Genomic DNA, 25,510 nt, shown 5'->3' with positions numbered 1-25,510 from the left:
TTTACTCAGGAATGAAAATTTAATAACTTTAGCGTCTGCTAAATAGTCGGAACAGCACGATAATTCCATTTTGGTAGATATTCATCAAAAATAATTTTCATTGTTTCTTTAAATCCCTTAGCTACTTTTCGACCAGTTTCATAAATTTTATCGCTCACATTTACTACCACAGAAAGCCCGGTTTTAGTATGAGTTTTTGCCATGAGTTCTTTAACTAACTCAAGAGAAGTAAAAATTACTCCTTGACAGGCTCTGGTTACGTGAGGAAATAAACGATGTTCAATCGGATTATACTTCGATGTATAGGGAGGATAGTGTGCGATCCTAATTTCTATTCCTAGCTCGTCAACTAATTTTTGTAAATCCGATTTAAAGATATGATGATTGGAATTATTACTGCCACCGCCATCGCATTTTATTAAAATTGAATCGGCTTGAGGGTAGATAAATTTTCCGTAATTAGCCCACCATAATTTAATCGATTCACAAGCAAATTCACTCGTGTCTTTACTGATTCCCAGGTTTAAATATCCTCGGTTATATTGCAGATCATAAATTCCATGAGGTACTACTTTTCCGTCAGCCAAACTCCAAAAATCATGGTCAAATGTCGTAATAGCTTCCGTAGTATATAGACTTCCTGCTCGATATAGATTTCCAATAAATTCCTTTTTTTTCGTGTCCATACGCTCCAATTGGATTTCCCTGTAACTCATACTCTGCGGTAATTGGGGCCAGATTTTCAAATTGTTCATTACGATTTTTTGTTACTCCGGTTGTTTGTTTTTTTTGAGCTTGACGTTTCACATATCCATGTTTTTTTAACAGTTTTTTAACAACTGTTGTACTGACTATTGTTTCCTGAGCCTTCAGACCTTCAACTATTTGTTGCTGGGTAAGATTTGTCCATTTAATTTTTTCCGACATTGGATCTCCGGCTGTGTGGTTTTTTAAGACTTCTAAAAAACGCTCATTTAAATCAGATATTTCAGACTCCCTAGAGCGTCGGTACAGTATTAGAAGTTGACAAAAAAAGAGATATATGAATCTACCCCGTCAAGGAATTCAACTCTATGCCCGGTTGAATTGGGGCAACCTTAGAGATTCGAGCAATGACGTGAAGGTTATGGACAACAGCGACTCGACGTAGATCGAAAAGATTTTTCCGTTGTCCAAGATATCGAGCACGATCACCCTGCCAATGACCAATATGAGCCAGAGAGTGTTCAACTGTAGTACGTTTTCTTAAGTCTTTTCGACCAATAGCAGTGGATTGACGTGCTCGCAACTCTTGCATTAAGGCTTCATCAGGATGAATTGATACAGTTCGTCCTCTTTTACTATTCGTGCAACCAGACCTCAGAGGACAAATTGCACATTCACTCGCCGGAAAATGAACAATTTTTCCGGGTTCAAATGGGATACTTACCTGATTGGGACAGCTAATTAAATGTGTATCCCAGTCAAGAAAAAAAGAATTTTTATCAAACCGTCCAGAATTTCTGACCGGCCACGCCTTGCAAAATATCTGTAATTTATCATCCCGTTGTGTCACCCAATGACTGGATAAATAAGCCCGATCAATATGTAACTCAGCTAGGTGAATATTTTGAAATTTTAAGTCACGTTCTAGGTCAACTGTAGCAGTGGCTTCCGGAGTATTTGCGCGAGTCAACGCCACCGCGCAAACTACACCACTCTCTAAATCTTTGAGGATGTGGCGTTTATATCCATCTATTTTCTTAGACTTGCTTTTTCGTCCATGTCGCATATCTGGGTCTTCAATAGAAATGCGACGGTATGCGGCTACTCCTTTGCTTAAACTTGGAACTCCTTGAGAGTCAAAAGTTACATTTTGCGATTCAATCACTCGGGCCACATCCAGAGTCTCTTTGGCGACTTCAAACTCATTACAACCAGACTGGCTTTGCATCCATTCTTCCACAGAACATAAGCTGTTTAGAATCATTAAGAGTGCATTTTGACGCTCTGAAGGGTCATCCCAGTTTAAGTCTAAGGCTGTTTTTAAGCTGGAACTATTGAGAATTGGCGCACCAGCTAACTCGGCAATTTCTGCTGGCTCCCGCCCCTGTCCAGCAGCTATCACACTCACTGCTTTACGCTCATCATGACCCAATAGATTATATGTATCTTCGACTTTACCAGCTCCCCATAACGGGGAAGAATCTAAAGCCGCTTTGAGTTGAGATGAGCCAAACCCACCATGAGTGCTTGGCAATTTCTACGGTGCGGTCAATTAAACGTTGGTCTAATTCTTTTTTAATTAATCGATTTCTGAATCTAATTAAAGTCGGTTTGCTGAAAGGGGGATTTTCACAATTAAGGCAATCGAGAACTAACTGCCACCGTTGAGCCACGATTCATTTCTTCAATCACTTCATCATCAGAAATCCCTAGATAGGCTTGCAGAATAATTGCGCTTGGCAATTTGTGCCGGAGGAACTGGGCTATTACCCACGGTGCTGTCTTTAAAGATGGTAGCGAGTTCTTCTTGGAACTCATCATTAAAGATGAATAAACGGTTAAGTCGCAGAAAGGTGAATAGCTTGGCTCGTTTAATGCGTTTGATAATCAACGCTTCATGGTCTGATAGTTCAATTGGAGGATGCCATAAGGGAGGACGCATAGGGTTTTTTCTTTCTTCCTGATGGTGAGAATTTAACAGGCTCCTCAATTGACATATCATATCTGCCCGGTTTTGTCAATGTCTAATACTGTACCGACGCCCTAGTTTTTCTGCCTCCTCCACGTCGGCGAATTCTCTGTTGATTACAAGTAGTGTCTGATTCACTTTTTAACTCCTTAATTCCCTTGGCTATTGTATTCCTGTCTACTCCCAAAACTCGGGCTATGTAAATAATTCCACCATGACCAAGTTTTACGGCTTCTATCGCTGCATATTTTCTTTGGTCTTTTTCAGATAAAGACTGATGATGTTTTCGCATTAAATCAGTAATTTCGTCTGAGTAACACATAAATTAAGTGAGTAAGAAATGATTCACATCAAAAAATCATGGGCGACATAATCAGAACCAAGTAGGTATAATATTTGACATCTCTACCGCAACATAAACCTATTCATATTCACTCATTTATTTATTATACATCGCTGATGTTATTAAATTTTCATTCCTCACTGCACCAAAGCCAATTTATCAGATGATGCAGGTTTGATTGAGATGTTGAGTAAAAATATCGATTATTTCAAATCTAAATCGGTTAATATTCCCCAAATTACGATCTTGCTAGACAACGGATATCATCCTGAACATCTGACTATTGAATTACAGAAGATTTATCCACAGATTATGACGAAAATTAAGTTTGAACTTTTAAAAAACCCCTCAATAAAAGAAAAGGAAACACAGGGAAAATCGGAATTCATTCCGCTGAAGACAAGGTGGATAATTGAACGGTCAAATTATTGGATAGAAAGATGCAAAATCCTCGTTAAAAATTTTGAGATAACTTTAGGTAATGCAACTGCCAAGATAAATCTTTGTTTTATTAGGCTAATGGTTAAAAGGCTGGCAGCCTCAAAGATGTCAAATGGGTTCTATAAGGCTTATTTAGCAAGCTCTGCCAGCAGAAAAATTGCTTGCTCATACAAAAGCTTTTCTACCTGATGTACCTCAACTCCTTGCCCAATTTCTTGCAACAAAGTAATAGTTAGTTCTCCGCCCAAATGTTCCCGAAACTCAGTTAACCCTCGGAAAAGACATTGGGGATGGTCTGGTTTTTCTAATCCCTCTGCCAATGTCGGTATATACAAACTAAACCCTAATGCCTGCAATAGATTCAGCACTCGCTGCCATTCTAACTGTGAAAGCAACCCTGCCAGGTAAGAATAGGTAGTATCTAGAGCTATCCCTATAGCCACAGCTTCGCCATGCCGTAGAGCGTAATTCGTTAACTGTTCCAATTTGTGTGCCGCCCAGTGACCAAAATCCAAAGGTCGAGAGGAACTCATTTCAAATGGATCGCCGTGATTGGCAATATGTTCCAAATGTAACTGAGCGCAACGGTAGATTAGCTGCTGCATAGCATCCATATTGCGATCGGCTAGTGCTGGAGCCTGTGTCTCAATAAAATGAAAAAAATCTGCATCCTCGATCGCGGCTACCTTAACAGCTTCAGCAATACCCGAACGCCAATCGCGATCGCTCAAAGTCGTCAGGAAAGTAAAGTCATTCAGTACAGCAGAAGGAGGCGTAAAAGTACCCAAAAAATTCTTTTTCCCAAACGCATTAACCCCATTCTTAACTCCCACACCCGAATCATTTTGCGCCAACACTGTCGTCGGTACCCTAATTAATCTCACCCCTCGGTGAGCCGTTGCTGCTGCGTATCCTGCCATATCCAGTACAGCTCCACCGCCAATCGCCAGCACATAAGAGTGGCGACACAACCCAACATTATGAATTACCCTGTGAAGTTCCTCGACTAACCTGGGATCGTTCTTAGCTGCTTCTCCACCTGGTATTACGATCGGCTCCACCGCCAGCGTCATGACATCTTTATACTCGTAGGTATAGGCGGCTAATTGCTCTAGTAACTGAGGATGGTGCGACAAGAATCCGGCATCCACCACAGCTACTACTTGCTTGGGGCTTTTTTCTCCATCAGCGGCGATCGCTTGCGCGAGTATGGGATTGGACAACTGGAACAACCCATGAGTAAAGTGGACTGCATAGGTGAAAGTAACACGAACACATTGATGGAAAGATTGAAACAGCGAGTGCTTTGACTCTTTAGGCTGAATGCTAAAAATTGTCATAACTTACCCTCTTCAAGTCACAGCAAACAGTTGTGCTAACCATCCAGAAATAGGCAGCAGGAGCAAAACTAACAATCCATAAAACCAACCTGCAAAACCAGCCGCCACCGTTGCATCTAACACAATCAAAGAGAGTACACCAATTTTGACCGCCGCTCTAATTAAGTCTGGTGTAGGTGATCGAGCCGCTTTCACAAAAGACGGTAATACCCTTCCAGCTAATAACGCAGCGAACGGCAATGCTATTAGAACTCGATAATTTGGCAAAAGTCCCAAGGCTAAAACACCACTAATCACTCCCACAATAAACAGGATAGCGATCGCTATGGTACTCTTCTTTCCCCCATGAACTTCACCCTGGCTAATCGCTGTAATTGCTGCAATATAAGCAATAGGAATTAAAGCCAAAAACCACCGCTCTCCTACCATTATGGGAACTGCACTTACACCAAGCAATAGATTGCCGCCACGACAACAACCCATATTGATTGGACCTAGCATGGGGTGGTGTTTCCCAAACGCATCATAGATCAAAGCAGCTAGGGCGACGATCGCAGCCAGGATAAAACTTAACAAAGTGACTTGAAAAGCTGCTATCACCCCCATCAGTAACAGGAAACTCCCCAGCCAAATAGCACCAGTACGGTCGGCTCGTCCACTAGGAATTGGGCGTTCTGGTCGCTCTTGTGCATCTATTTCAGTGTCGAATACATCATTGAAAACGATACCGCCTCCATAAAGTCCTGTTGTAGACACCAGCAGCCAGACAAGTGGCACTAAACTGGTAGGTGTTATCTGCTGAGTTGCGTGCAAGCCATACTCGCTCAGACGAAAACCAGAAGCAGCATAACCAGCCAAAATATCAGCCCAAGCCGTGATAATATTAGCAGGCCGCATCAGTTGTAGATAAGCCCAGAAAGTTTGGGATTTTAAACTCGTTGCCTTCACTTGTGCATCAGGAATTAATTTTTCGCTGTTCATATTTTTTTAAAGAATAAAGCCTTATCCAACCGATAACTTGTTTGAGTTTTATTAAAAACTACTTCTGTGAATTACTTCTGTACAGTGAAAGGCAAACTGGTAGCTATTGTCTTTTGAAAAGCTGGACGCTCTCCCAAACGATTAACGTAACTCAATACATGTGGATAATTGTCAAAGTTAAGCATAGACAGATGCTTTATAGATTTGACAACTTCCTCGCAATAATAAAAGCTCGCGTAAGAATACCGCCATAAAGTTTCAGCATAAGTGGGTTACTCAATAATTAACGATTCACGGTCAGCTTCAAAATTTGGTTGTTGTCCCCGCAGTACAGAATTTCCGTCGAACAACTGCCGTCGATCGACAGGAGGCGGATTGAGCCAATCATCTTCTAGCATCTGACCGCTTTGACTGTATGCTTTTAAAGCATTATCATAACAAACAGCCCGCACCGACGCTTCTGGAATTCCCCTTTCTAGCATTAACTGCGCTGTCTTCGGTACAGCTAAAGGATCGCTAATTCCCCAATCGGCAGCGCTGTCTACGATAATGCGATCGCAACCGTACTGACGCACAATCTCCACCATCCGCGCATTTCCCATCTTCGTCTGCGGGTAAATGGAGAAGGCTGCCCAGAAACCGCGATCTAAGGTCTCTCTAACCGTTTCCTCATTGACATGATCGACAATCACTCGCGATGGATCTAATCCATGCTCCAGACAGACATCCATGCTACGAGTTGTGCCTTCTTTCTTATTGCGGTGGGGAGTATGTATTAACACCAGCATATCCAGTTCTTTCGCAAGTTCTAGTTGTTGGCGGAAGTACTTGTCTTCTGCTGCCGTCATTGCGTCGTAGCCAATTTCACCAATGGCAACAACTCCCTCTTTACAAAGGTACAGAGGCAACAGTTCCATTACTTGTTCTGCTAGTGCCTCATTATTGGCTTCTTTCGGGTTCAAGGAAATCGTGCAGTAATGACGGATGCCAAACTGACCAGCGCGGAAACGCTCCCACCCGATCAAACTATTGAAATAGTCCTTAAATGTCCCCGAGCTAGTACGCGGTTGTCCCACCCAAAAGGAGGGTTCGATCGCAGCGACAACCCCATATTGCTGCATTACTAGGTAATCGTAGGTTGTGCGGGATGTCATGTGAATGTGCGGATCGATCCACATCATCTGATTTACAAGCATAGTTACATCTTAAAATTTATCTTGGTGATGGGAATTTACGGGCAGGTTGCTTAACCGATGTTGGCTGAAGAGCCGTTGGGAGCAAAAATTAGCAGTTAGTTAATGACCTCCAAGTTAAATCTCCTTGCTCAATTAAGGAGCGCAAATCTGGGCGACGAGCTAGTAGAGCTTGAGCTTGTGGTAACGTAGATTGAGAACAAGCTAACGCGGCTGCTTCTTGTTGCACGACATCGGGCTGATTCAGTACCTTTTCTAGAGTGGCAACGATCACACCATCGGCAAACGCTCCCACGAGTCGCCAAAGTTCGGGATTCACAGGACGTTTCGCTGCCCAACGTTCGCGAGCATAGTCTATCAACATGCGGGCAAGTTCTAGATTAGCTCGGCGATCGATCCCCCAAATCTGATGCAATGGACTGCCCACAAACACAGCTTTCAGAATCATCTGATTCCAGGCGGGGGTGCCGAAATAATCGGCAGGGTAAGGATTGTGCAATGCTACGGCATTGAATACCGCAGTCATATTGCTGCGAATTCCCTCATCCGCTCGCTCCAGGTGCAGTTCTGGATAGGGTAAGAGTGGCAAACTTTGATAAAGAGTGACTAACTCGCCGACATCAGCCGTTGTGAAGAGTTGTTCGAGCGATCGCATATAGGTAGTGACATTATTATGGGGAAGTGCTAGGAGCAATAGCGTGCGACCCACCCGATCTATGCTCCAATGACTAGGAGACCAGCCAGGGCGAATCTCCTCAGCAGCTTGCAAGTCCTCTGCTGTTAGCACTAAGTCTTTTTTTCCTATATAGCGAGGCACAGCACTGAAGGTAGTGAAGAATACTCGTTCGGTAGCCCCTTGGGAAATCTGCTGCCGCTTTTCTTCTAACCAGGTGAAAGCTTCCTCGGCAATATGTCGTGAAAGCCAACAACGCAGTAAGTTGGTGATGTTGTTTGGGGCACTAGGAGTTGAAAGAAACATAACACTTTGTATCGTTAGTTAAAACCGCGATCGGCAAAGAAGGCAAATTTCAGGGAGTAGGAGCGGCGATCAGCAATCGGTTTACCAGTTATTCATTTTTGCTTTTACCTGATTATTTGCATTCGGATAAATCCTATCATTCTCCGCTCATATCAAAAAAAATATGTTACATATTTTTATGATTCTTCTTTTTTAGACTTTTTTGTGGGGCAGTCGCTAGCACAAGCCTATAATTTCCAGGACTTACGCACCGAAAGCCTGAAACCTAGATCCCCCCTAGCCCCCCTTAAAAAGGGGGGAACAGTCAAAGTCCTCCTTTTTAAGGGGGATTTAGGGGGATCTCTGCGTAAGTCCTGATTTCTTAAGTATTTTTTAATTTCTCAAGGATGGTTATTGTGTTAAGTTGATTACCCAATAGTGCCATAGACTTCCGTCGGCGCTTGGAAAAAAGGTCTTTTACCCAAAAAATTCACAAAGAGAGTTTTTTATGCTAATGAGTTAGCATAATACTGCTAAACCTACGGGCGGGAAAAGAGGTATGCTTTAGTTTTTTCTTCTTTTTTTTTATTCATACCCAAAGTAGGAAGTGCATTTTGATAATGGATTAGCCTCCCTTTGTTAATGGTTTTGCTATTTCCCCAATGGGGAAAGATTTCGTCCAAAAACGTAAGAAAAGGATTAGTGATGAGTTATCTCAATAACCTACGGCTAGTGTTTGCAGGCGAATTCCAAGCCGATGTCTCCACAGTAAATAACGACGTTCGCCACTTTGACGATGCAACTTTTGAAGAGCGCTTTCAAGAGTTTCAAGACCGCAAGGTAATGAATGGTTGGTGGAACCCTGTTGGTTCCGGCGCATTCCGCCTCATCAACTGTAAAGTTACAGCGGTTTACTACTCCGATGGCACTAGATCTACAACCGATCCGATAGTTGGTCTATTCATCAGCGGCTCTAACAACCGAGTAGGTGGCAAAATAGTAGACCTTGACCCCCAATGGCAGCAAGCATCCGCACTTTGGGGGTTAAGAGTGCGGCTTAGCGCAAGCGGCGATAATTCCCCCAATTTATTTAGTGGTGCTTTTGAGCCAGCCCCCTTCCGAGACCTTTGGTTCAGCCGCCAAGAAAGAGGTGGAGGAGATGGTGCCGCCTCTGCTCTTTTCCAGTCAGTACTGACTAGTATCGATTGGAGTGACGACTTGCTTAATTCTCGCTTTCTCCAAGAGCTGCAAGCAGCAACCGCCGAAGAATTGCTATCAATGCGAATTAGCACTTTCAGCTTCAATGGGAATGTCAACTCAGATACTTTTACTCTGGGTACAGTAGTTGGAGCTATTGGCCCCTATCTTGCTGGCGAACCCCACTCTTTCATTCTGGGGCGGCGCATGTATCAGACGGTAGATCCCAACACCTTATCTCCGCCCGCGAATAGTTTGTATTTCTTTGATTGCAGCGTAGACGAAACAACGAGTTCGGTATTTGCTGATTTGAGCAATACTCTACCGCTAGATAAGTATGGCAATCCTGTGAATCTAGGCAACCTGCAACTAGCAGTGCTCGCCAGCGAAAATATTCAATTATCTCAGCAAGTAACCAAAAACCAAGATTTTACACCTCTAGGCGGCTATATTCCCTATACCGATACCGATTGGCTGACTCAAACCTCTGGAATTTGGGCGGTCGCTCTATCCACAGACGAATTATCGTTAGTTAGTCAGCGACCGCTCGCGATTATTCAAATGAGCGATGACAACACTGGAGTAGTAGCTATCCGCGAAACCTTAAACGGTTGGTTAATTCGGGCTGAGAACTTTATCCATCGCGTTGAGCCAGGAGAAACATTTAACGCCACTTTGTTTGCTGCTTGCTACGGCAAACCCTTTGCCAACGCTACAGTGCTTTTCTCCCTCCGACCCCCAATGTCAGGACAAGGAGGCGGACCCGATGACGATCCCGACCCTCCTAAAGCCCCTATTCCTGACATCAATATACCTGCTGAAGCAGTTTCCTTTGAACCAACAGCAACAACCAATGCGGCGGGTCAAGTGGAGTTGTCTGTATCTACCACTAATCCTAATAATCCTCGCGGCTATCTTGACGGTCAAGTTTACTTGATCCAGTATCAGCTAGAACATCAAGCTGATGGACAACAACAGACGTGGGACTATATCATTTTTCTTCTCCACGACGAGTATCAGGTTCCAGAACAGCCATCTTGGTGCGAACACATTCAGCCAATTCTTCAGCAATATAGCAATCTCTACCCAATTATGAGTAAGAGATTAGTCAATCTGAGCAACTATGAGTCAGTGAAGGAACATCGCGCCATTCTCGAACTGGCTTTCTCGCTGGACATGGGCGATCCCAATTATATGCCTGTAACTCGCGACCTTTCTCGTCCTAAACAAGAGACTATTCTCAAATGGTTGCGACAGAAAGCAGCCGATGGCTCTTATGTACTGTTCTATGGCGAAGAAAAGCCTGAAACCAGAACAGCACAAGTGCCAGAAGTCATCAAATCAAGGCAACCGAAAGATGCGGCAACTGAGGTACCAACAGAGCCAATTGGTGCCAAAACTCAATTTGCTAAAAACTTCAGCGCAGCGCTGAAAGCTATTGAAGATCGCGCCTAATTTAGCCTAACTATACCTGAAGGAGATGCCCATGCTGAAAATTAGGACTGAAATCTTAGAAAGAATTTTCCAAGCTTCCCAGCCTAGCGATCTGTTCTCTTACCTCCAGTCAGCTATCAAACTAGAACACTCCACCATTCCACCCTACCTCACTGCCTTATATTCCATCAAGTTAGACTCGAATCAACAGGCATATAATATTATCCTCTCGGTGGTGCGAGAAGAAATGCTGCACATGACCATTGCAGCTAACGTCCTCAATGCCATAGGGGGTAATCCCGTCATCAATCAACCTGATTTTATTCCTAGTTACCCTGGTTCTTTGCCGATGAATATTGGCGATTTGACCGTCAATTTGGCTCCTCTGTCCAAAGAGGTGTTGTTTGATACCTTCATGAAGATTGAAGAACCGGAAAATCCAATTGGTTTTCCGGTTCAAGCCCTATTTATAGAAGAAGCGCCATCATTTGCTACTATCGGTCAGTTCTACCAGGCAATTATTGATAAGCTGGAAGAATTAGGACCAAAGTGTATTGTTGGCGATCCCTGTTTGCAGGTTGTTAATGAGCAGTGGTTTCCGTCGGATGAGCTATTTCCCATCCTTACTCTGGATGATGCTATCAAGGGATTAAGACTGATAGTTCAGCAAGGCGAAGGTACGAGCCAAAGCCCCTTAGATCCAGAAGGAGATTACGCTCATTATTACCGTTTTGCTGAGATCTATTACGGTCGCCGCCTGCGTCCAGACCAAAAAGTTACCGAGGGGTATTCCTACAGTGGCGACCCCATACCTCTAGACCAAGATAGCATCTGGGATTTAGTAGAAAACTCTAAAGCCAGTATGTATGCAGAAGGTACTATGGCACGCTACCTAGTGGATCAGTTCAATTACTCCTATACCAGTCTACTCAACAGTCTGCATCAAACTTTTAATGGGCAACCGCAGTACCTCAATACTGCTATGGGGGTGATGTTTGACCTGAAATTGCAAGCGCAGAAGATGGCAGAGAGACAAATAACATCTGACGACTTGAGGGAGGGTGTTTCTCAAGAGGGCAAGGTGGGTAAGGAGCTTGCCCCATCATTCGAGTATGCATCGGTCAATGATTAGTTTAGTCGGAACTTCCCCCGCTACGCGGGCAGGGCAAACGCATCTAAATTGCCGGGAGAATAGTAGTAGTGTTTTGAGGAATAGCCACCGCTATCGGCAGTCAAATCTCTTTTCAATAAACTACAGCTATCGATAATAGTCGCAACAAGCACGGTAAAATTCCCGCTTGTTGACATGATGCGTTTGCCCTGGCTACGCGGGGGAAGCCTAACTTAAAACCATTACTGAGTAAGACTTTCCAGGTTTGGGTAAGTCTCCTTACACATCATTCGAGTACGCATTGACAGATTAACCCTATCAACTAATAAAATTACACCAAAAGAACGAAGTTATTAAAGACCCCAACATTGAACTTATGTTGCCCATAAATCAAGATACAAGCAACAAGCAAATGCGTCACTAAGGGCATTGCCGTGCCAATTTTGGAAAATTGTACGCTAAGAATCAGTAAGTTAGGAAGGAGAAAAAAATGACAAGTGAAGAGACTAAGCAGGCGATCGAGCAGTTGAAGCAGTTTGCCAAAAATTGGAACGAGTTGTACGCAGAGGAAAAGTTTGAGGAGATGAAATATCTGGCGACAGAGGATGTGGGAATTGCCAACGCACAAGACTCGACCCAGCCATCTGGGCTTATCTACGGGCGTCAAGCCTATTATGATGGAATTTATAATACATACTACGGATCTAGTGGAAAAGAAAAAAACCTCCTCGTTATGAAATACGAAGATTGGGAATACATCCCTTTGGGCGACGACAACACTTTTTATACGATTGGTCGATATACCCTCCAGCAAAACGTGGTCGGCGTTAACTGTTGGCTTCTTCGTCGCAACTCTTTCGCCGACCCTTGGCGAATCTTTCGTGTCATTAACAACTAGCCCTCTTTCAAGGAACACTTGACGTAAAGCTTATGTAGAAAGGGTTTGATAAAATGAAGCTTCCTCCTTATTTTGGGATTTGGGGACAAGTTGAAGACCAAAAGCTTGCGCTTTCTCCTGGAGATTTTTGAGGATCAGATCCTGGTATTTTTGATCATAGTAGTCCCTATCAGGATCGGAATATCGTCCAGCAGTTGTCCCAATTTGGCAGAACAAAGGAAATCGATCCAGAAAACTTAATTTTTGTCGAAAAAATGTTGTCTATTATTGGTTAAACCAAGAGGTATAATGCACAATTTCAGTTGGCTTTTATTGATGGCAAAGCGAGTCATACTTTCCTTAGTAGCTTGCTTTTTAATTGCGATAGTCTTTCTAGGTAGTGGTGATGCTGGTGCTTCTGGATTACCCACAACTTCTTATAACGATAGTGGCTCGGACACATACCCCACTCGAACTGTACATAATGAGGAGTGCGAAGACCCAGAAGGTTGTCTGTCACCACGAAAGGAAACTGAGCCAAGCGATCCAAAATTCCCACAGTGGTGGACAAGTGACTGGACAATGTATCGAGTATTTCAGAATTACCAAGACGACAAGCTTTACCCTCCCTACACCTCACCTCCTGAGAATTTGACCCCCAGTAATTATGAAGTTTCGTATGGTACAACGTACTATGACTCCACCTATATTCCTCAAGATAAGGATGGGACTGGGGCAATGGAGGAATATTATAAAGAGCGATGTTTGCCTATCTTCCCACGTGGCAATAAATATACCTGTGCCTTTGTATCTTTGGGGAATAAAGCTTATTTCCTGAACTATGGTCAAAACCCAGCTCAAAAGCCAAGAATTTGCTTGTTTTCATCTCATAACCATCCTCCGCGCACCGATTTCATCAAGCATTTGCCTTACAATGCACAACAGAGCAAACATGTCGGTAATTCTCTACAAGCATATTCCATACTTGTTCCACCTCCTCGAAAAGAAGACCCATCAATTCTATTTGGATATGCTTTCTATAAAAACTATACTCCAGACAGTTTTAACAAGACTGCTGAACCTTATCGCCATCCTCAATCTTTCTACTTTTCTGGCGATTCTGATTCTGCAAAGGCCCCATTGGTAAGTCAGAACTATACCAATTTTCGCATGGAAAAGCCAGATTCAACGATTTGGAGTGAAGTTGCCACCCTAGTAAAAGAAACGCCTAAAATAAATAATTGCTGCTTGTTTAACTCGGGGTGTCAAGACTGATATACTCAGGCTAAACGCTGCTAGTTAGGAAAGGTTAGCATAATTATCTAGCATTCTCTTCTACTAAACTTCTCTCAACTACCCAGTTTCTAGGCAGGATTATTTAAATTCTGCCTTTGTTCACTTAGTAAGCTACAGGATTCTGATGGTGGGAAGCTCAAATTCTTCGTTTGAGGCTGGCTTTCAACTTATCAACAATCGTTTTGTGTAAGCGATCGCTTAATGCCCACAACAAACCTGCTATCAACAGGGCCATCCCAAAGGTTAACCACACATTATCAAAATTGGCAGCCGTAGCCCCAGTAAACGCATAAAGAAAAGCAGCAGGTAATGACCCAAGAATAGTAGCTAGTACCATATTTTTCCATCCCATTGTAGATGTGCCTGCGACGATCGCAGTCGTTTCTGCCAGTAAGGGCACCGGGCGTGTCACAATAATCGCTAAATTACCCCATTTTTCCAACAGCCGATCGGCTTGCAAAAGTTCCTCTGGTGGTACAAGTCTCGCCAACAAAGAACCTCCCCGTTTACCGATGAAAAATCCAAGTAGCCCTGCCCCCAAACTGCCTACCAGCGACAAAAGCGTGCCTAATATAACCCCAAAAACTGCACCATTAGCGATCATGATCAAACTAGAAGGAACTGGCAGGAAGACATCTGCTATCAATAGGGTAATTCCGACTGAGGCTGCACCGACACTTGGGGCCTGCATTAAGTAGCGCGGATCGGTGAAAATAGAGATATTCAGTTGCTCGACAATCAGGAAAAGTATTAAGAAAAATAACAGCAGCAAGCCGATAAAAGTCCAGTATTTTTTCATAACAATTTTGTCAGATTCATGCAGAAAACTGTTGTTCTAAATGTCGTGGGATTGACACCCAGTATACTTGGAAAATACACGCCCCACCTTTCAAATTGGGCATTGAGCGGGCAAATGCTGGCGATCGAGCCAATCTTACCCGCCGTTACCTCCACCGTTCAGTCAACCTATCTCACTGGCAAATATCCCAACCAACACGGCATTGTTGCTAATGGTTGGTACTTCCGTGACGAGTGTGAAGTAAAATTTTGGCGGCAGTCCAATAAACTGGTTCAGGCTCCTAAAATTTGGGACATTGCCCGTTCGGTCAATCCGTCCTTTACCTGTGCCAACCTGTTTTGGTGGTATAATATGCACTCATCGGCGGACTACGAGGTTACTCCCTGCCCCATGTATCCGGCTGACGGTAGGAAAATTCCCGATATCAATACTAAACCTGCTTCCTTGCGATCGCAACTCCAGTCGGAGCTAGGTCAGTTTCCTCTATTCAACTTTTGGGGTCCGAATGCGTCTATTGCTTCAAGTCAATGGATTGCCAATGCTGCCAAATCGATTGAGGAACGCTACAGTCCGACACTGACACTGATTTATTTACCTCACCTAGATTATTGCCTCCAGCGATTTGGGCCTCAACAACACCAGATAGCAAGGGATCTGCAAGAAATTGATACTGTCTGCGGCGATCTAATTGAATATTACGAAGCACGAGATGCCCAAATTATAATCTTATCGGAATATGGCATTACTGAAGTTTCCCAACCCGTTCACATCAACCGGATACTGCGGGAAAATGGCTTAATTGCTGTACGCGAGGAGTTAGGACGAGAACTGCTTGATGCTGGAGCGAGTATTGCATTCGCCGTTGCCGATCATCAGATTGCTCACGTTTATGTTAACGATCCAGAATATACGTCCAAAGTTCGCGCTCTATTAGAAGCAATCGAGGGTGTAGCCGTGGTATTGGATAAAGTAGGAAAACAAGCGTACCATCTCGATCATCCCAGATCGGGTGAGTTGGTGGCGATCGCTCAACCTAATGCTTGGTTTACATATTACTACTGGCAAAGCGACAAACGCGCCCCCGATTTTGCGACTACTGTGGATATCCACCGTAAACCCGGTTTCGATCCGGTAGAACTCTTCCTCGACCCACATCTAAAATTTCCTAAGCTTAAGGTTGGCTTAACGCTATTAAAAAAACACCTTGGGTTTCGTCACTTAATGGATGTAATTCCCCTAGATGCCACCCTTGTCAAAGGTTCTCACGGTCATATTACCACTTCAGTCGATTCTAGTCCACTATTTATTACAAAACAGACACATTTGATCGAAATGAAAAGTATTAGTGCTACTGATGTTTATAAGCTCATCCTTGAGAAGTGTGAAATTAGCGAACGATGAAAATTAGCACAAATGGCGACTTCCACTTAACTTATTGCACTAATATTCACCCAGGGGAAAGTTGGGGAGAAGTGCTTGCCAACTTGAAGCAGTATCTTCCAGTCCTTAAAGCACGGCTTTCGCCAAACTATTTTTTTGGAATTGGACTGCGGCTAGCTGACCTAGCTGCACGAGAATTGTTAGAAGCAGACAATCTGACGCAGTTCCAGGTGTGGCTGAATCAACAGGGCTTGTATGTCTTTACTCTAAATGGTTTTCCTTACGGGGGATTTCATCGGCAGGTGGTCAAAGACCAAGTTTATGCCCCAGACTGGTCAAAACCGGAACGTTTAGATTATACATTGCGCTTAGCAAAAATTTTAGCAGTCCTGTTACCAGAAGGTATGGATGGTGGTATTTCTACTGTCCCCTTGTCTTACAAACCCTGGTGGAAAAATAACCAAGAAGCTTGTGAATTAATTTTTAAGAGTAGTAGTTGCAACCTGGCAGTCGTAGCGGCTCAAATGCTACGCATTCGCGAAGAAACGGGAAAACTGCTGCACGTTGATTTGGAACCAGAACCGGATGGATTGATTGAAAATACGGCTGAAGTTATTAATTTTTTTAACCAATGGTTATTGCCTGTTGGAGGCGCTTATTTATCGGAACTTCGGCATATTTCTCAAGAGTCCGCTGAGTTTGTGTTACGAGAACATATACGCTTGTGTTATGATACTTGCCATTTTGCTGTGGAATATGAAGAACCAGAATCAGTTTTTGCTCGGTTGCAAGCAGCAGGAATTCAAATTGGGAAAGTTCAGTTGAGTGCAGCTTTGCAAGTGAAATTGCCCGATAAGGCACAAGGACAGCAAGCTGTGGTAGAGCGATTGCGTCCCTTTGCAGAGTCTACCTATCTGCACCAAGTAATTGAGCGTTGGCGTGATGGCACTTTGCATCACTATCTCGACTTAGCGACAGCATTACCAGGTTTTGAAGAGTCTAAGGCGCAAGAATGGCGTATTCACTTTCACGTTCCCATCTTTATTCGGGATTACCAAATTTTCCAATCTACTCAAGAAGATATTATCGCTGTTTTAAAGTTGTTGCAGAAAAACCATGCTTGCAAACATTTGGAAATTGAAACTTATACCTGGGAGGTTTTGCCGCCTCAGATGAAGATGGATTTGTTGCTATGTATTCAGCGCGAGTATGAGTGGGTATTAGGGGCACTGAAAGGGGTATAGCCGAGATAGGCATCACCGTGCCCAAACGAGAAAATTGTACGAATCGGCAAGAAGAGCAACAGCGAAGGTTAGTAAAATGGATGAACACGCCCTTGAAATTAGCTGCTTTGGGTTTACCGGGTATCATCCTGGTGGTGACGATGGCTACGACAGGTTTTACAGGAGCGGCTGCAATCACAGCAGCTTTAGCATTTCGCTGAAAAGATTGTCCTCTCTCCTCACTTTCCCAACCACACTCAACTGCAAAAGGAAAATGGTACGTTACAATAAGTAAGTCGATACATTACAGATAACGCTTTCGCGAGTTTTATACCGCAACGTCTTTAAAAGCAGCACCTTTCAAAATATAGAGACGATATGACATTTGCAGGTGGGGTGGCAGACAAACTGGGCAATCGCTACGAAGGTCGGTGGACTGTGCATTGCATGATTGATGTGATGGAGGAGAAAGCCGATTCTATTAGTTTAGAACCACCAGGTATAGATGGCATAGAGTTCTTCCTGCGTCGAAAGAGTAAATTGGAGTATCACCAAGTTAAGCGACAAAGAAGTGGGCGTGGGCGCTGGACACTAAGTTCTTTGGAAGATGAACAAGTTAAAGTCCTATCAAATTTTTGGAGCAGTCTTAGTATTGGAGTTTAGACTAAGCAGACCTGAAAGCGCGATCGAGTCTCCAGTTATGAACATCAATTTTGGACGGCAACGGTCGCTGGCAAACAAGCTATGAAGCCTAACCAATGGATAAATGCCAGCGACCGTTGACGTTCTCTTTGAAGGCGAACTGGAGCGGATGATGTTGATGCTCCTGTCGGAGAGTTAAGATTAAAAAGAACGCTGGCAATCGCCCGCTAACAACAGTACAATCGCCCGCTCACAACAGTACAATCGCCCGCTCACAACAGTACGATCGCGCCCCGGTTCTCCTTCTGTGATACGCCAAGCGTCAAAAATACCGGGTCAACTCATGTTTGAATTGACCCGGATGGCGGAAGATGGGAAAGTATCACCAACCCCGATCGACCGCTATGAATGTTGTCACGATGGTTGCAACAGTTTCGTCAAGCCATCTACAAAAATTTATGTAAAGCACAGGATGCTACCTTTGAATTAATGGATGCACTCTTGCTCACCAGAAAAGCTCAAAGCTTGGCCGATTTATCATTGTCCTGTGTCTTTCGCCGGCAGTGGCCGAGTGTCTACGAAGCACTACAAGATACCCGGCCGGATCGAGAGCAATTAATGAAACTTTACATCACACAAATTAAGCCGTCGGAACCGATTGTCTTAGCAGGCGACCATACAAGTTGGTCTAGACCTGATGCCAAAACCCTTCAAGAACGCACTTACGAACATTCGCCTTCACAATTAGGCTCTCGCCCGATAACTGTGGGATATGGCTACAGCACATTAGCATGGATACCCGAAGAAAAAGGCAGTTGGGCCCTACCATTTTTGCACGAACGAATTACCAGTTGGGACAGTCCGATCTTGAGCGCAGCTCAACAATTATCGAAGGTGAGTTCTCAATTACCGCCCTTGAGCGATATCCTTGTGGGATAGCGAATACGGCTGTGGGCCGTTCATCAATCAAACCGCATCCATTGCTGTAGATAAACTGATGCGCCTGCGTTCAAATTTATGTTTGTGGGGCGAGCAAGAGTGCTTATCGGGGTCGGGGCAGACCCAAACTTCATGGCGATAAATTCAAACTTAACGATCCCACAACTGGGAGTTCTCCTGCTCAACTTGTTGAGATTAATGACCCTGATTTAGGTCAATTGCAGGTACGGGTTTGGCACAATTACCATTTTCGTTTATCCCCATCTCATCCGATGTCTCTTGTGCTGGTAGAACGACTGACTGCCGACGGTTGTGCCAGGACTAACAAGCCGATGTGGCTAGCATTTGCCGGATTAAAAATGCCTCCAGCCGATCAAGTTTGGCGGCTCTATTTACGAAGATTTGCGATCGAGCACTGGTATCGCGCAAGCTAAAAATCGTCTTCATTGGACTGTTCCTGCGTTAAGTACACCCGCTCTTCGGCGATCGGTGGAGTGATTTAATGCCGATCGTTACTTGGCAATTATGGCTGGCCCGTCAGCTTGTGGCACAACGCCCATTGCCTTGGCAAAAAGCTCAGGTCAAACTTACCCCTGGACGAGGGGCTGCGATCCTTTGGGAGCATTTTAGCGGTGTTAGGTACACCTGCTAGACCTCCTAAACTTCGAGGTAAATCTCCTGGTTGGCAAGCGGGGACGTAAACGACGACCCAGGATTCGATATCCCACAGTCAAAAAAGGGTTTGCTCGACCGAAAAAACTCAACAAAAAGTCTCCTTAATCTGAAATTCTCGCTCGGTCATTCTTAAGTGCATTCAATTGACAGTAATGCACCCCTTTATTCTGTCTTAGTCTAAACTCCAGTTATTTTTGATGAAAATGTAAATCCTCCGTATCCCAATTACCCCACTGCAAACTCAGTAAATTGACGCACGTAAGGGGCTTTAAAAGCTAAAACAATATCTTCCTTGGGAACTCCGGCGGCTACTAACTCATTCGCTATTCCCGCTTCCGTTCTATCCCTCTGAATCCAAAATTTACCATCTTTTATATCGACGTGAATCACACAGCCGTAAACCCGTTTTTGCTCGTCCCAGCCCAAATGAACCACATGATAATGCTCCCGTTCGGTATCAAAAAGTAATTGAACTTCTGTTTCAGTATCCAAGTCATTCCTTGAGTGTTGAGACAGAATTGTTTGGATTAATTCTCTGTAGTTTACTCTTTCCATAAAAGTATCCCCTCTTGAATAGCATCAAAAATGAGTAATTTGAGCTGATGCTCAGCGATTAATTCTTGAATAAAACGATTGCTGAAAAAATCATTATACACATCTTGGTTTATTGCTAAATACAAAATTCTGTTCGGTTGCTTTTTTCTCAGGGCAGAACGATAGCTGAGAAATTGACCCAAAGCTATATAAAAGCTGGCTAAATCAGATGCACCGATAAAAGATTTAATCTCTACAGCAATCTTGAAGCCATCTTTCTCTGCTGCTAAAATTTTCTCCCCTGCTATGCTAAATCGATAAAAAAATCAAGTTCCTCTACCTTGATAAAGAGAGGATCGTGAGTGATGATCCATCCCTCTTTTTCTAAAGCTGAACGAACAGCATTGTGAAAAATATCTTCTTCTGACATATCATAGCCACGAAAATGCTTAACCGAGCAGTATTGATTGCCATTCCGCCATCATATCATTACAGCCATTGGCGATCGCACTCCCCAAAAATTCCCCCCACGGAGCATAACTCTCCCACCCACCAGCGATAAAGCAATATCAGGTCATTCACAGCAACTAGCCCAAAAAAACAGACTAAAGCTGCATAAAGGTGTTCTTCTTCGTAGAACAGGAGCGAACACACAGGCTCGTCCCCGGACGGTGAGGGTTCACGAGGGAAGAGCCAAATCGATCGCGTGAACCGTTAAAGGCGTAAAATTTAGTATTTATAAGACCACTTTGAAAGAGTAAATGCTCAACTTACTTGGAGAGCAACAGCCCGAAACCTTGAATCTGCCCTGTCCGGTACCCCTGACTCAGCACCCAGCAGCAGTGTACCTCGACAGTTTGGGGAGCGAGCGGTCAAAGGCAACCATGAGAGAAGGGCTCAATATCATGGCCCGAATGCTGACAGGTGGGGAGTGCGACGCAATGACTTTGAATTGGGCGGCATTGCGCTACAGACATACGGCGGCTCTGCGCTCGGCTATGGAGAAAAAGTACGCCCCCGCGACGGTGAACCAAATGCTGTGCGCCCTGCGACGGGTGTTGAAGGAAGCTCTGCGGTTGGATTTAATCGACCCAATAGATTACAGTAAAGCGGTGGATGTCAGGAGTATCAAGCAATCGGGAAAAGTTAGGGGGCGCGCGCTAACGCTCTGTGAGATTGCTGCATTGATGCAAAGCTGCTCTGGTAAGACCCCTATTGATGTTAGGGACTCGGCGCTGATTGCTATCTTGCGAGGGGGCGGCATCCGTCGTGGTGAAGCGGTCAATCTCTTGAAGCGAGATTTCAACCTATCTACGGGAGCGCTGTTCGTCCGGGAGGGCAAGGGCAAGAAAGACAGGACGGTTTACCTCCCGGAGTCTGCTTGCGTTTTAGTGTCGCAGTGGCTGGAGTTGAGGGGAGAGGCTCCAGGGCCTCTGTTGTACCCGATTCGGAAGGGGGGAGAAATTCAGCGGCGGCGGATGACGGAGGATGGTGTGTTGAAGATTGTGCAGCGGCGGGCGTTTCTCGCTGGGGTGGAGTCTTTTAGTCCCCACGATTTCCGGCGCACGTTTTGCTCGGACCTCCTCGATGCTGGGGTGGATATTGTGACGGTGCAAAAGTTGGCGGGTCATGCTTCTCCGGTAACTACGGCCAAATATGACAGGCGTGGGGAGGAAACTAAGCGGCGGGCCGTGCAGCATTTGGAATTTTAGGGCTTTGTGACGTTCTCTCCCGTTAAGTGCTGACGCACTATAAAAGGTGGACAAGACTGACATCTAGGACTCTGATGAAACTTATAGTTCCTTTATCAATAGCCTCCGCTAATTCTGGGTTTAAGCTACAGAAGAATTGGCTGTTGTCAGGTTCAGAGTAAACTACTTCAACAACATAACATCCCGTTTTGGGGACAATCCTCACTTCGCACAAATCCTCAAACTTCAGCGCCGTGTTAAATAACTTGCGAGAAATGTTCGTTATTTCATCGCAGTAATTAAACCACTCATGGCCTTTTTGATTGCGTGCCTTTCCACTCGTTCTTTTAACAGTGTGGACAACTATCAACTATCAACTATCAACTATCAGCTGTTAACTGTTTAATGGCAGTAGCATCTCCCTATCAGCGCCCGGATAGCATTGTAATCAGCCGCCTCAGCTTTCCAGCAAGTTTTCTTGAATCGTAGCGGCACTTAGCTTCTACCAAGATTTTTTCCATCAGCTCGGATGAAGCTACTGCTTGCAGCCATGCAGCTTCTAAAAATACTTCTACAGTCACTCCTTTTTCTTTGCAAAATCTCGTCAAGTTAGCATCTATTTCTGCATCTAAAACAACGGCAGAATGGCGGCGAGTCGGCGGAATTTTCGCGAGTTCGGCTTTTAACTCTTCTAAGGTTGAATTGTCACCCGTGGTTTCTTTTGAAGGTTCCTTCGCCGGAGTTGACTGTTGGGTAATTTGTTCGCTCTCCTGTTTGGGGGCGATTAAAGTATCTTCTCGGCTTGGAACAACTGTTCGCTTGCGGTTGGAGCGAATTTGGTCGAGGATGCTGTCACTCATTGTACTTTTTGTTGTAAAAGAAACTCGATTTTGGCGAGCAGTATTTCAAAGGGATATTCTAAGTCGGGATGTCCTAATTCGCTGAGAGTTTGGCGTTTGTTAATGGCTTTTTTGTACTGTTCGGATTCTCGGATTGAAGGGAGAATTAATTCGTTTTCAACTTCGTCTTTCATTCCTTCTACGGCTAGGCGGCTCTCTAGGGTTTGAGTGTTGCCAATCCAGCGGTCCCGGAAGGGCAGCACTCCTAGTACGGTAGCGTTGGTTGCTTTGACATCTCTCATGGAGTTGAGCAAGTCGAGTGTCCGCACTAGGGAACCGTAGCCTTTGACGGAAGCTTCGGCGGGTACGATTACGGTGTCGGCGGCACCGATTGCGGTTAAGCAAATCTGCGAGCGCTGCGGGGGTGCGTCAATGATACAAAATTTGAAGGCTTCGGCAACTGGTTCGAGGCGGCGCAGCAACAGGGTAGCGCCGACGCCGCTGCTGGATAGGTAGTCGGCGGCGGCGTCAAGGCCGTCGTCGGAGGGAATTAGAAACAAGTTGTCGCTACCTTCGACTGGATAGATGCCGTCTTCGATGGGCACGGATTTTTTGAGAACTTCCAGCAAGGTGGGCTGGTTGGGTTGCAGTTCTAGCCCCAGGTAGGTGGTCAGGTTGTGTTGGGGGTCGGCGTCGATAGCCAGTGTGGGATAGCCCCGGCTCGCTAGGAGGCGGCTCAGGAATAGAGATGCGGTTGTCTTGCCCTGCCCCCCGGACAGGGACGCGATGGCGACTGCAATCATGGCTTTAGGGACATGGGATGGGGTTTTCTATATATATCGTCCTCTAAAAAACGAAAATAGTCAATATCTAAATTACTAAAAAGCTAATTTTAATAATTTAGTTTTTTAGTAATTTATGTTTTACTATAGAGATAAACAGCTAAACTTAGCGTTTTACTAAAAAGCTAAATTATTAAAATTAGCAAGTGAGCGGAGTTCGCGCAGTCCCCACCCAATTTTCCTCCACAGACTCTATAGATGCGTGTTTAAAAGGCGCGGCGCGTGTTTCTTTATGTGGAGTGCGTGTTTAAAAGGCGCAGTGCGTGTTTCTTTATAGTTAACGGCGGCCTGCATTCACGCACTCTTGTGTCAAGAGTGAATGCAGGTCAATCAATGCAGATAACGGCATTGGGGCAGTGCTGTTCGATAAGGGGGCGGACAACGCTCCATTCGCCCCGTCCCCCAGACCATCCAAGCTTGTAGGGAAGGAAAGGAGTTAGTTCCAATTCCAGGGATTTGTGGTGGAGTTTAGATAAACAGAGCGCCAAGGCATCGTAATCGGTATAGCGTTTCTTGCTGCCGTGAAGGTTTTGACCCGCCATACTGCACACCCATAACTCAGGAGTGGAGCTAACCCGAACCATTTGGACTTTACCGAGAACAAAACGCTTTCGACCTGCATCGGGGCCGCAGAAGCGCCGATACTCCAACTCAACCACCGGCCACTTCGCTGCAATTGAAGAGCCCAAACCAGTGTGAAGTACCCCAACGCAGCAGACCTGATGAGCAATGATGCCCGTTTCGACATCGCGGATGAGTTTGAGCTTCTTTTCTAGTACCATGTGCTATATAATACTAAGTATCGTGGCTGGTGCGATCGACGGATTTGCGTCCAGACAGGGTGTTGGCTCACAGCAATAAACCAGGCTTAATCAATAATGGCTGTTTATTGTAAAGCAATTTGTGCAACAGGTTGTTGCACAAATTGCTCGTTCGGGTAAGATTCCGCAAAACTTCTCATATACAAGAGACATATGAGATGAGAAACCCTTCATCTCTTGTAAAGCTTTTGGCAAGTCGGCCACTAAATTGTCTATAACTTTCGCCACCGCGCATCCACTCCCCGTCCCACACATTTAATCCTTCCCTCATCCCGTTCTTGACGCAAAATGCGACGAATTAAATCCACAGAAACCACCGGACAACGTTGCTGTAACTCTCGCATCGAAAACTCGATGCGGCAAACTCTCAATTGCCTGTAAAACCATTGCCGTTTTCGTTCCTTTTGCTCCTCCAATCACCCCAACCCGCTGCTCAAATTCTCGATAAGCTCCCAGTAACATTACGCCTAAAAAATACTCCCACTCCTGGCAACAAGCTATGCTTCCCCTCATGCCAATTTTGAGAAGATTGGTACAAGGCATCATAATAGCTTTCTTTGGTGCGCTCCACAATTTGTTCTAAACTAATAAACTGCCCTACTTCATAACCCGCTTGATACAACAATAACAGCGTCAGCAATCTTGCCATTCGTCCGTTACCATCCAGAAATGGATGAATGCACAAAAAATCCAGAACATAACTAGCAATCAACAACAATGGTTCAATCTCACCTTCACGGGAAAATAGATTAAATTTCTCATGCAACTCTTCCATAGCCTGAGATGTGGCATAGGCGGCAACAGGAGTAAATCGCACTATTTGTCTACCATCAGTTGTGGTTGCCGTAATTAGATTTTCTGTTGTTTTCCAACAGCCACCTAAACCGACGCTAAATTGATATAAATCGCGATGAAACTGCAAAACAATATTCGGAGTAAATGGAATATAACCATAGCTAGCGTGAATTGTATTTAGCACATTCCGATAGCCCGCGATTTCCTGTTCTGAACGATCCCTTGGTGCTGTGCGTTCCGTTACTAAGAAAGCGAATTCGCGCCAGAGGAACGGTAATTCCTTCAATGCGGTTAGAAGATTCGGTACTTTGAATAATCGCAGTTTGCCGCAAAGTTTCTAGCACTTGTGGTGCTTGTTGTTTGTACAACTCCTGTTTACCTTTGTACTCCCCAATTAAGCGAATTGTCTGTAAGCTGTTGTACCTTTAAATAGGGTATAATAAAAAAGGAGTTTAGTCAATCTCTACAAAAATGCCAGCTAAAAA

At 44.6% G+C, this 25,510-nt stretch carries 30 protein-coding genes and 1 pseudogene; 10 read left to right on the top strand and 21 right to left on the bottom strand.

Going from position 1 to position 25,510, the window contains the following annotated elements; translation table 11 throughout:
- Window positions 1-38: 38 nt before the first annotated feature.
- The 8 genes and pseudogenes from QUB35_RS32115 to QUB35_RS32080 form a co-directional block, all read right to left on the bottom strand.
- Complete coding sequence (locus tag QUB35_RS32115; protein ID WP_333145947.1) at window positions 39-686, bottom strand: ISAzo13 family transposase; 648 nt, start codon at window positions 684-686, stop codon at window positions 39-41.
- The gene (locus tag QUB35_RS32110; protein ID WP_333145944.1) at window positions 604-927 is read right to left on the bottom strand and encodes an ISAzo13-like element transposase-related protein; all 324 of its coding nucleotides are present in this window, start codon (window positions 925-927) and stop codon (window positions 604-606) included. Before QUB35_RS32110 ends, QUB35_RS32115 begins: the two co-directional genes overlap by 83 nt.
- A gap of 121 nt (window positions 928-1,048) precedes the next feature.
- Window positions 1,049-2,647: pseudogene (locus tag QUB35_RS32105) on the bottom strand (IS1182 family transposase).
- Between the two features lie 82 nt (window positions 2,648-2,729).
- Window positions 2,730-2,996 (bottom strand): hypothetical protein, encoded by a 267-nt coding sequence (locus tag QUB35_RS32100; protein WP_333145941.1) that lies wholly within the window; start codon window positions 2,994-2,996, stop codon window positions 2,730-2,732.
- 590 nt (window positions 2,997-3,586) lie between these two features.
- Entirely contained in the window at window positions 3,587-4,798 is a 1,212-nt protein-coding gene (locus tag QUB35_RS32095; protein ID WP_333145939.1) for a 3-dehydroquinate synthase, read from the bottom strand.
- Between the two features lie 12 nt (window positions 4,799-4,810).
- On the bottom strand, window positions 4,811-5,779 hold the full coding sequence (gene eboC, locus QUB35_RS32090) for a UbiA-like protein EboC (RefSeq protein WP_333145936.1): 969 nt from the start codon (window positions 5,777-5,779) through the stop codon (window positions 4,811-4,813).
- A 272-nt stretch (window positions 5,780-6,051) separates the two neighbouring features.
- The gene (locus QUB35_RS32085; protein WP_333145932.1) at window positions 6,052-6,975 is read right to left on the bottom strand and encodes a TatD family hydrolase; all 924 of its coding nucleotides are present in this window, start codon (window positions 6,973-6,975) and stop codon (window positions 6,052-6,054) included.
- An 88-nt stretch (window positions 6,976-7,063) separates the two neighbouring features.
- Window positions 7,064-7,951 carry an EboA family metabolite traffic protein gene (locus tag QUB35_RS32080; protein WP_333145929.1) on the bottom strand — a complete coding sequence of 296 codons (888 nt, stop codon included), beginning with the start codon at window positions 7,949-7,951 and terminating at the stop codon, window positions 7,064-7,066.
- Between the two features lie 684 nt (window positions 7,952-8,635).
- Between QUB35_RS32080 and QUB35_RS32075 the strand changes: the two genes are divergently transcribed.
- Together QUB35_RS32075 and QUB35_RS32070 are read left to right on the top strand one after the other, a co-directional pair.
- On the top strand, window positions 8,636-10,582 hold the full coding sequence (locus QUB35_RS32075; RefSeq protein WP_333145926.1) for a hypothetical protein: 1,947 nt from the start codon (window positions 8,636-8,638) through the stop codon (window positions 10,580-10,582).
- Window positions 10,583-10,613: 31 nt separating this feature from the next.
- Window positions 10,614-11,693, top strand: coding sequence for a ferritin-like protein (locus QUB35_RS32070; protein WP_333145924.1), 1,080 nt, complete (start codon window positions 10,614-10,616; stop codon window positions 11,691-11,693).
- Between the two features lie 20 nt (window positions 11,694-11,713).
- On the opposite strand, the gene QUB35_RS32065 is transcribed toward QUB35_RS32070, so the two are convergent.
- Window positions 11,714-11,869: a hypothetical protein gene (locus QUB35_RS32065; RefSeq protein ID WP_333145922.1), complete on the bottom strand. Its 156-nt coding sequence runs from the start codon at window positions 11,867-11,869 to the stop codon at window positions 11,714-11,716.
- 293 nt (window positions 11,870-12,162) lie between these two features.
- On the opposite strand from QUB35_RS32065, the gene QUB35_RS32060 reads away from it, so the two are divergent.
- Both QUB35_RS32060 and QUB35_RS32055 read left to right on the top strand, forming a co-directional pair.
- Window positions 12,163-12,570 carry a hypothetical protein gene (locus QUB35_RS32060; protein ID WP_333145919.1) on the top strand — a complete coding sequence of 136 codons (408 nt, stop codon included), beginning with the start codon at window positions 12,163-12,165 and terminating at the stop codon, window positions 12,568-12,570.
- A 288-nt stretch (window positions 12,571-12,858) separates the two neighbouring features.
- A complete protein-coding gene (locus QUB35_RS32055) occupies window positions 12,859-13,824 on the top strand; it encodes a hypothetical protein (protein WP_333145917.1) in 966 nt (321 codons plus the stop codon).
- Between the two features lie 157 nt (window positions 13,825-13,981).
- Here the strand turns inward: QUB35_RS32055 and QUB35_RS32050 are convergent, their stop codons facing one another.
- Window positions 13,982-14,644, bottom strand: coding sequence for a VTT domain-containing protein (locus QUB35_RS32050; protein WP_333145914.1), 663 nt, complete (start codon window positions 14,642-14,644; stop codon window positions 13,982-13,984).
- An 18-nt stretch (window positions 14,645-14,662) separates the two neighbouring features.
- Here QUB35_RS32050 and QUB35_RS32045 point away from each other — a divergent pair, with 18 nt between their 5' ends.
- The 5 genes from QUB35_RS32045 to QUB35_RS32025 all read left to right on the top strand — a co-directional run bounded on the left by QUB35_RS32045 (window position 14,663) and on the right by QUB35_RS32025 (window position 18,828).
- Window positions 14,663-16,045 carry a nucleotide pyrophosphatase/phosphodiesterase family protein gene (locus tag QUB35_RS32045; protein WP_333145912.1) on the top strand — a complete coding sequence of 461 codons (1,383 nt, stop codon included), beginning with the start codon at window positions 14,663-14,665 and terminating at the stop codon, window positions 16,043-16,045.
- Window positions 16,042-17,268 (top strand): metabolite traffic protein EboE, encoded by a 1,227-nt coding sequence (gene eboE, locus QUB35_RS32040; protein ID WP_333145910.1) that lies wholly within the window; start codon window positions 16,042-16,044, stop codon window positions 17,266-17,268. The genes QUB35_RS32045 and eboE overlap by 4 nt, the downstream gene beginning before the upstream one ends.
- 17 nt (window positions 17,269-17,285) lie before the next feature.
- Complete coding sequence (locus QUB35_RS32035) at window positions 17,286-17,468, top strand: hypothetical protein (protein ID WP_333145907.1); 183 nt, start codon at window positions 17,286-17,288, stop codon at window positions 17,466-17,468.
- Window positions 17,469-17,625: 157 nt separating this feature from the next.
- Window positions 17,626-17,910, top strand: coding sequence for a hypothetical protein (locus tag QUB35_RS32030; protein WP_333145905.1), 285 nt, complete (start codon window positions 17,626-17,628; stop codon window positions 17,908-17,910).
- Window positions 17,911-18,297: 387 nt separating this feature from the next.
- Window positions 18,298-18,828: a transposase gene (locus tag QUB35_RS32025; protein ID WP_333145902.1), complete on the top strand. Its 531-nt coding sequence runs from the start codon at window positions 18,298-18,300 to the stop codon at window positions 18,826-18,828.
- Window positions 18,829-19,149: 321 nt separating this feature from the next.
- Here the strand turns inward: QUB35_RS32025 and QUB35_RS32020 are convergent, their stop codons facing one another.
- From QUB35_RS32020 to QUB35_RS32000, 5 genes are all read right to left on the bottom strand, one after another.
- The gene (locus tag QUB35_RS32020; protein WP_333145900.1) at window positions 19,150-19,275 is read right to left on the bottom strand and encodes a hypothetical protein; all 126 of its coding nucleotides are present in this window, start codon (window positions 19,273-19,275) and stop codon (window positions 19,150-19,152) included.
- Window positions 19,276-19,728: 453 nt separating this feature from the next.
- Window positions 19,729-20,058, bottom strand: a complete 330-nt coding sequence (locus QUB35_RS32015; RefSeq protein WP_106332496.1) for a XisI protein — start codon at window positions 20,056-20,058, stop codon at window positions 19,729-19,731.
- Complete coding sequence (locus QUB35_RS32010; protein WP_333145963.1) at window positions 20,046-20,288, bottom strand: element excision factor XisH family protein; 243 nt, start codon at window positions 20,286-20,288, stop codon at window positions 20,046-20,048. The genes QUB35_RS32015 and QUB35_RS32010 overlap by 13 nt, the downstream gene beginning before the upstream one ends.
- Window positions 20,289-20,341: 53 nt before the next feature.
- The gene (locus tag QUB35_RS32005; protein ID WP_333145897.1) at window positions 20,342-20,467 is read right to left on the bottom strand and encodes an element excision factor XisH family protein; all 126 of its coding nucleotides are present in this window, start codon (window positions 20,465-20,467) and stop codon (window positions 20,342-20,344) included.
- Window positions 20,468-20,526: 59 nt separating this feature from the next.
- The gene (locus QUB35_RS32000; RefSeq protein WP_333145893.1) at window positions 20,527-20,691 is read right to left on the bottom strand and encodes a hypothetical protein; all 165 of its coding nucleotides are present in this window, start codon (window positions 20,689-20,691) and stop codon (window positions 20,527-20,529) included.
- 107 nt (window positions 20,692-20,798) lie between these two features.
- Between QUB35_RS32000 and QUB35_RS31995 the strand changes: the two genes are divergently transcribed.
- Window positions 20,799-21,749 (top strand): tyrosine-type recombinase/integrase, encoded by a 951-nt coding sequence (locus QUB35_RS31995; RefSeq protein ID WP_333145890.1) that lies wholly within the window; start codon window positions 20,799-20,801, stop codon window positions 21,747-21,749.
- Window positions 21,750-22,153: 404 nt separating this feature from the next.
- Here QUB35_RS31995 and QUB35_RS31990 read toward each other — a convergent pair whose 3' ends face one another.
- From QUB35_RS31990 to QUB35_RS31965, 6 genes are all read right to left on the bottom strand, one after another.
- Window positions 22,154-22,588 carry a hypothetical protein gene (locus QUB35_RS31990; protein WP_333145888.1) on the bottom strand — a complete coding sequence of 145 codons (435 nt, stop codon included), beginning with the start codon at window positions 22,586-22,588 and terminating at the stop codon, window positions 22,154-22,156.
- On the bottom strand, window positions 22,585-23,370 hold the full coding sequence (locus tag QUB35_RS31985; protein ID WP_333145886.1) for a ParA family protein: 786 nt from the start codon (window positions 23,368-23,370) through the stop codon (window positions 22,585-22,587). The genes QUB35_RS31990 and QUB35_RS31985 overlap by 4 nt, the downstream gene beginning before the upstream one ends.
- Before the next feature lie 365 nt (window positions 23,371-23,735).
- The gene (locus QUB35_RS31980; protein ID WP_333050350.1) at window positions 23,736-24,191 is read right to left on the bottom strand and encodes a hypothetical protein; all 456 of its coding nucleotides are present in this window, start codon (window positions 24,189-24,191) and stop codon (window positions 23,736-23,738) included.
- A 251-nt stretch (window positions 24,192-24,442) separates the two neighbouring features.
- Window positions 24,443-24,646, bottom strand: a complete 204-nt coding sequence (locus QUB35_RS31975; protein WP_333145883.1) for a hypothetical protein — start codon at window positions 24,644-24,646, stop codon at window positions 24,443-24,445.
- 17 nt (window positions 24,647-24,663) lie between these two features.
- A complete protein-coding gene (locus tag QUB35_RS31970) occupies window positions 24,664-25,209 on the bottom strand; it encodes a Fic family protein (protein ID WP_333145881.1) in 546 nt (181 codons plus the stop codon).
- Window positions 25,187-25,393, bottom strand: a complete 207-nt coding sequence (locus QUB35_RS31965; protein WP_333145879.1) for a hypothetical protein — start codon at window positions 25,391-25,393, stop codon at window positions 25,187-25,189. Before QUB35_RS31965 ends, QUB35_RS31970 begins: the two co-directional genes overlap by 23 nt.
- Window positions 25,394-25,510: the final 117 nt, after the last annotated feature.

Source organism: Microcoleus sp. B13-B6 (genome assembly GCF_036705405.1).
Taxonomy (GTDB): Bacteria; Cyanobacteriota; Cyanobacteriia; order Cyanobacteriales; family Microcoleaceae; genus Microcoleus.
This window is presented reverse-complemented; position numbering and strand designations above follow the sequence as displayed.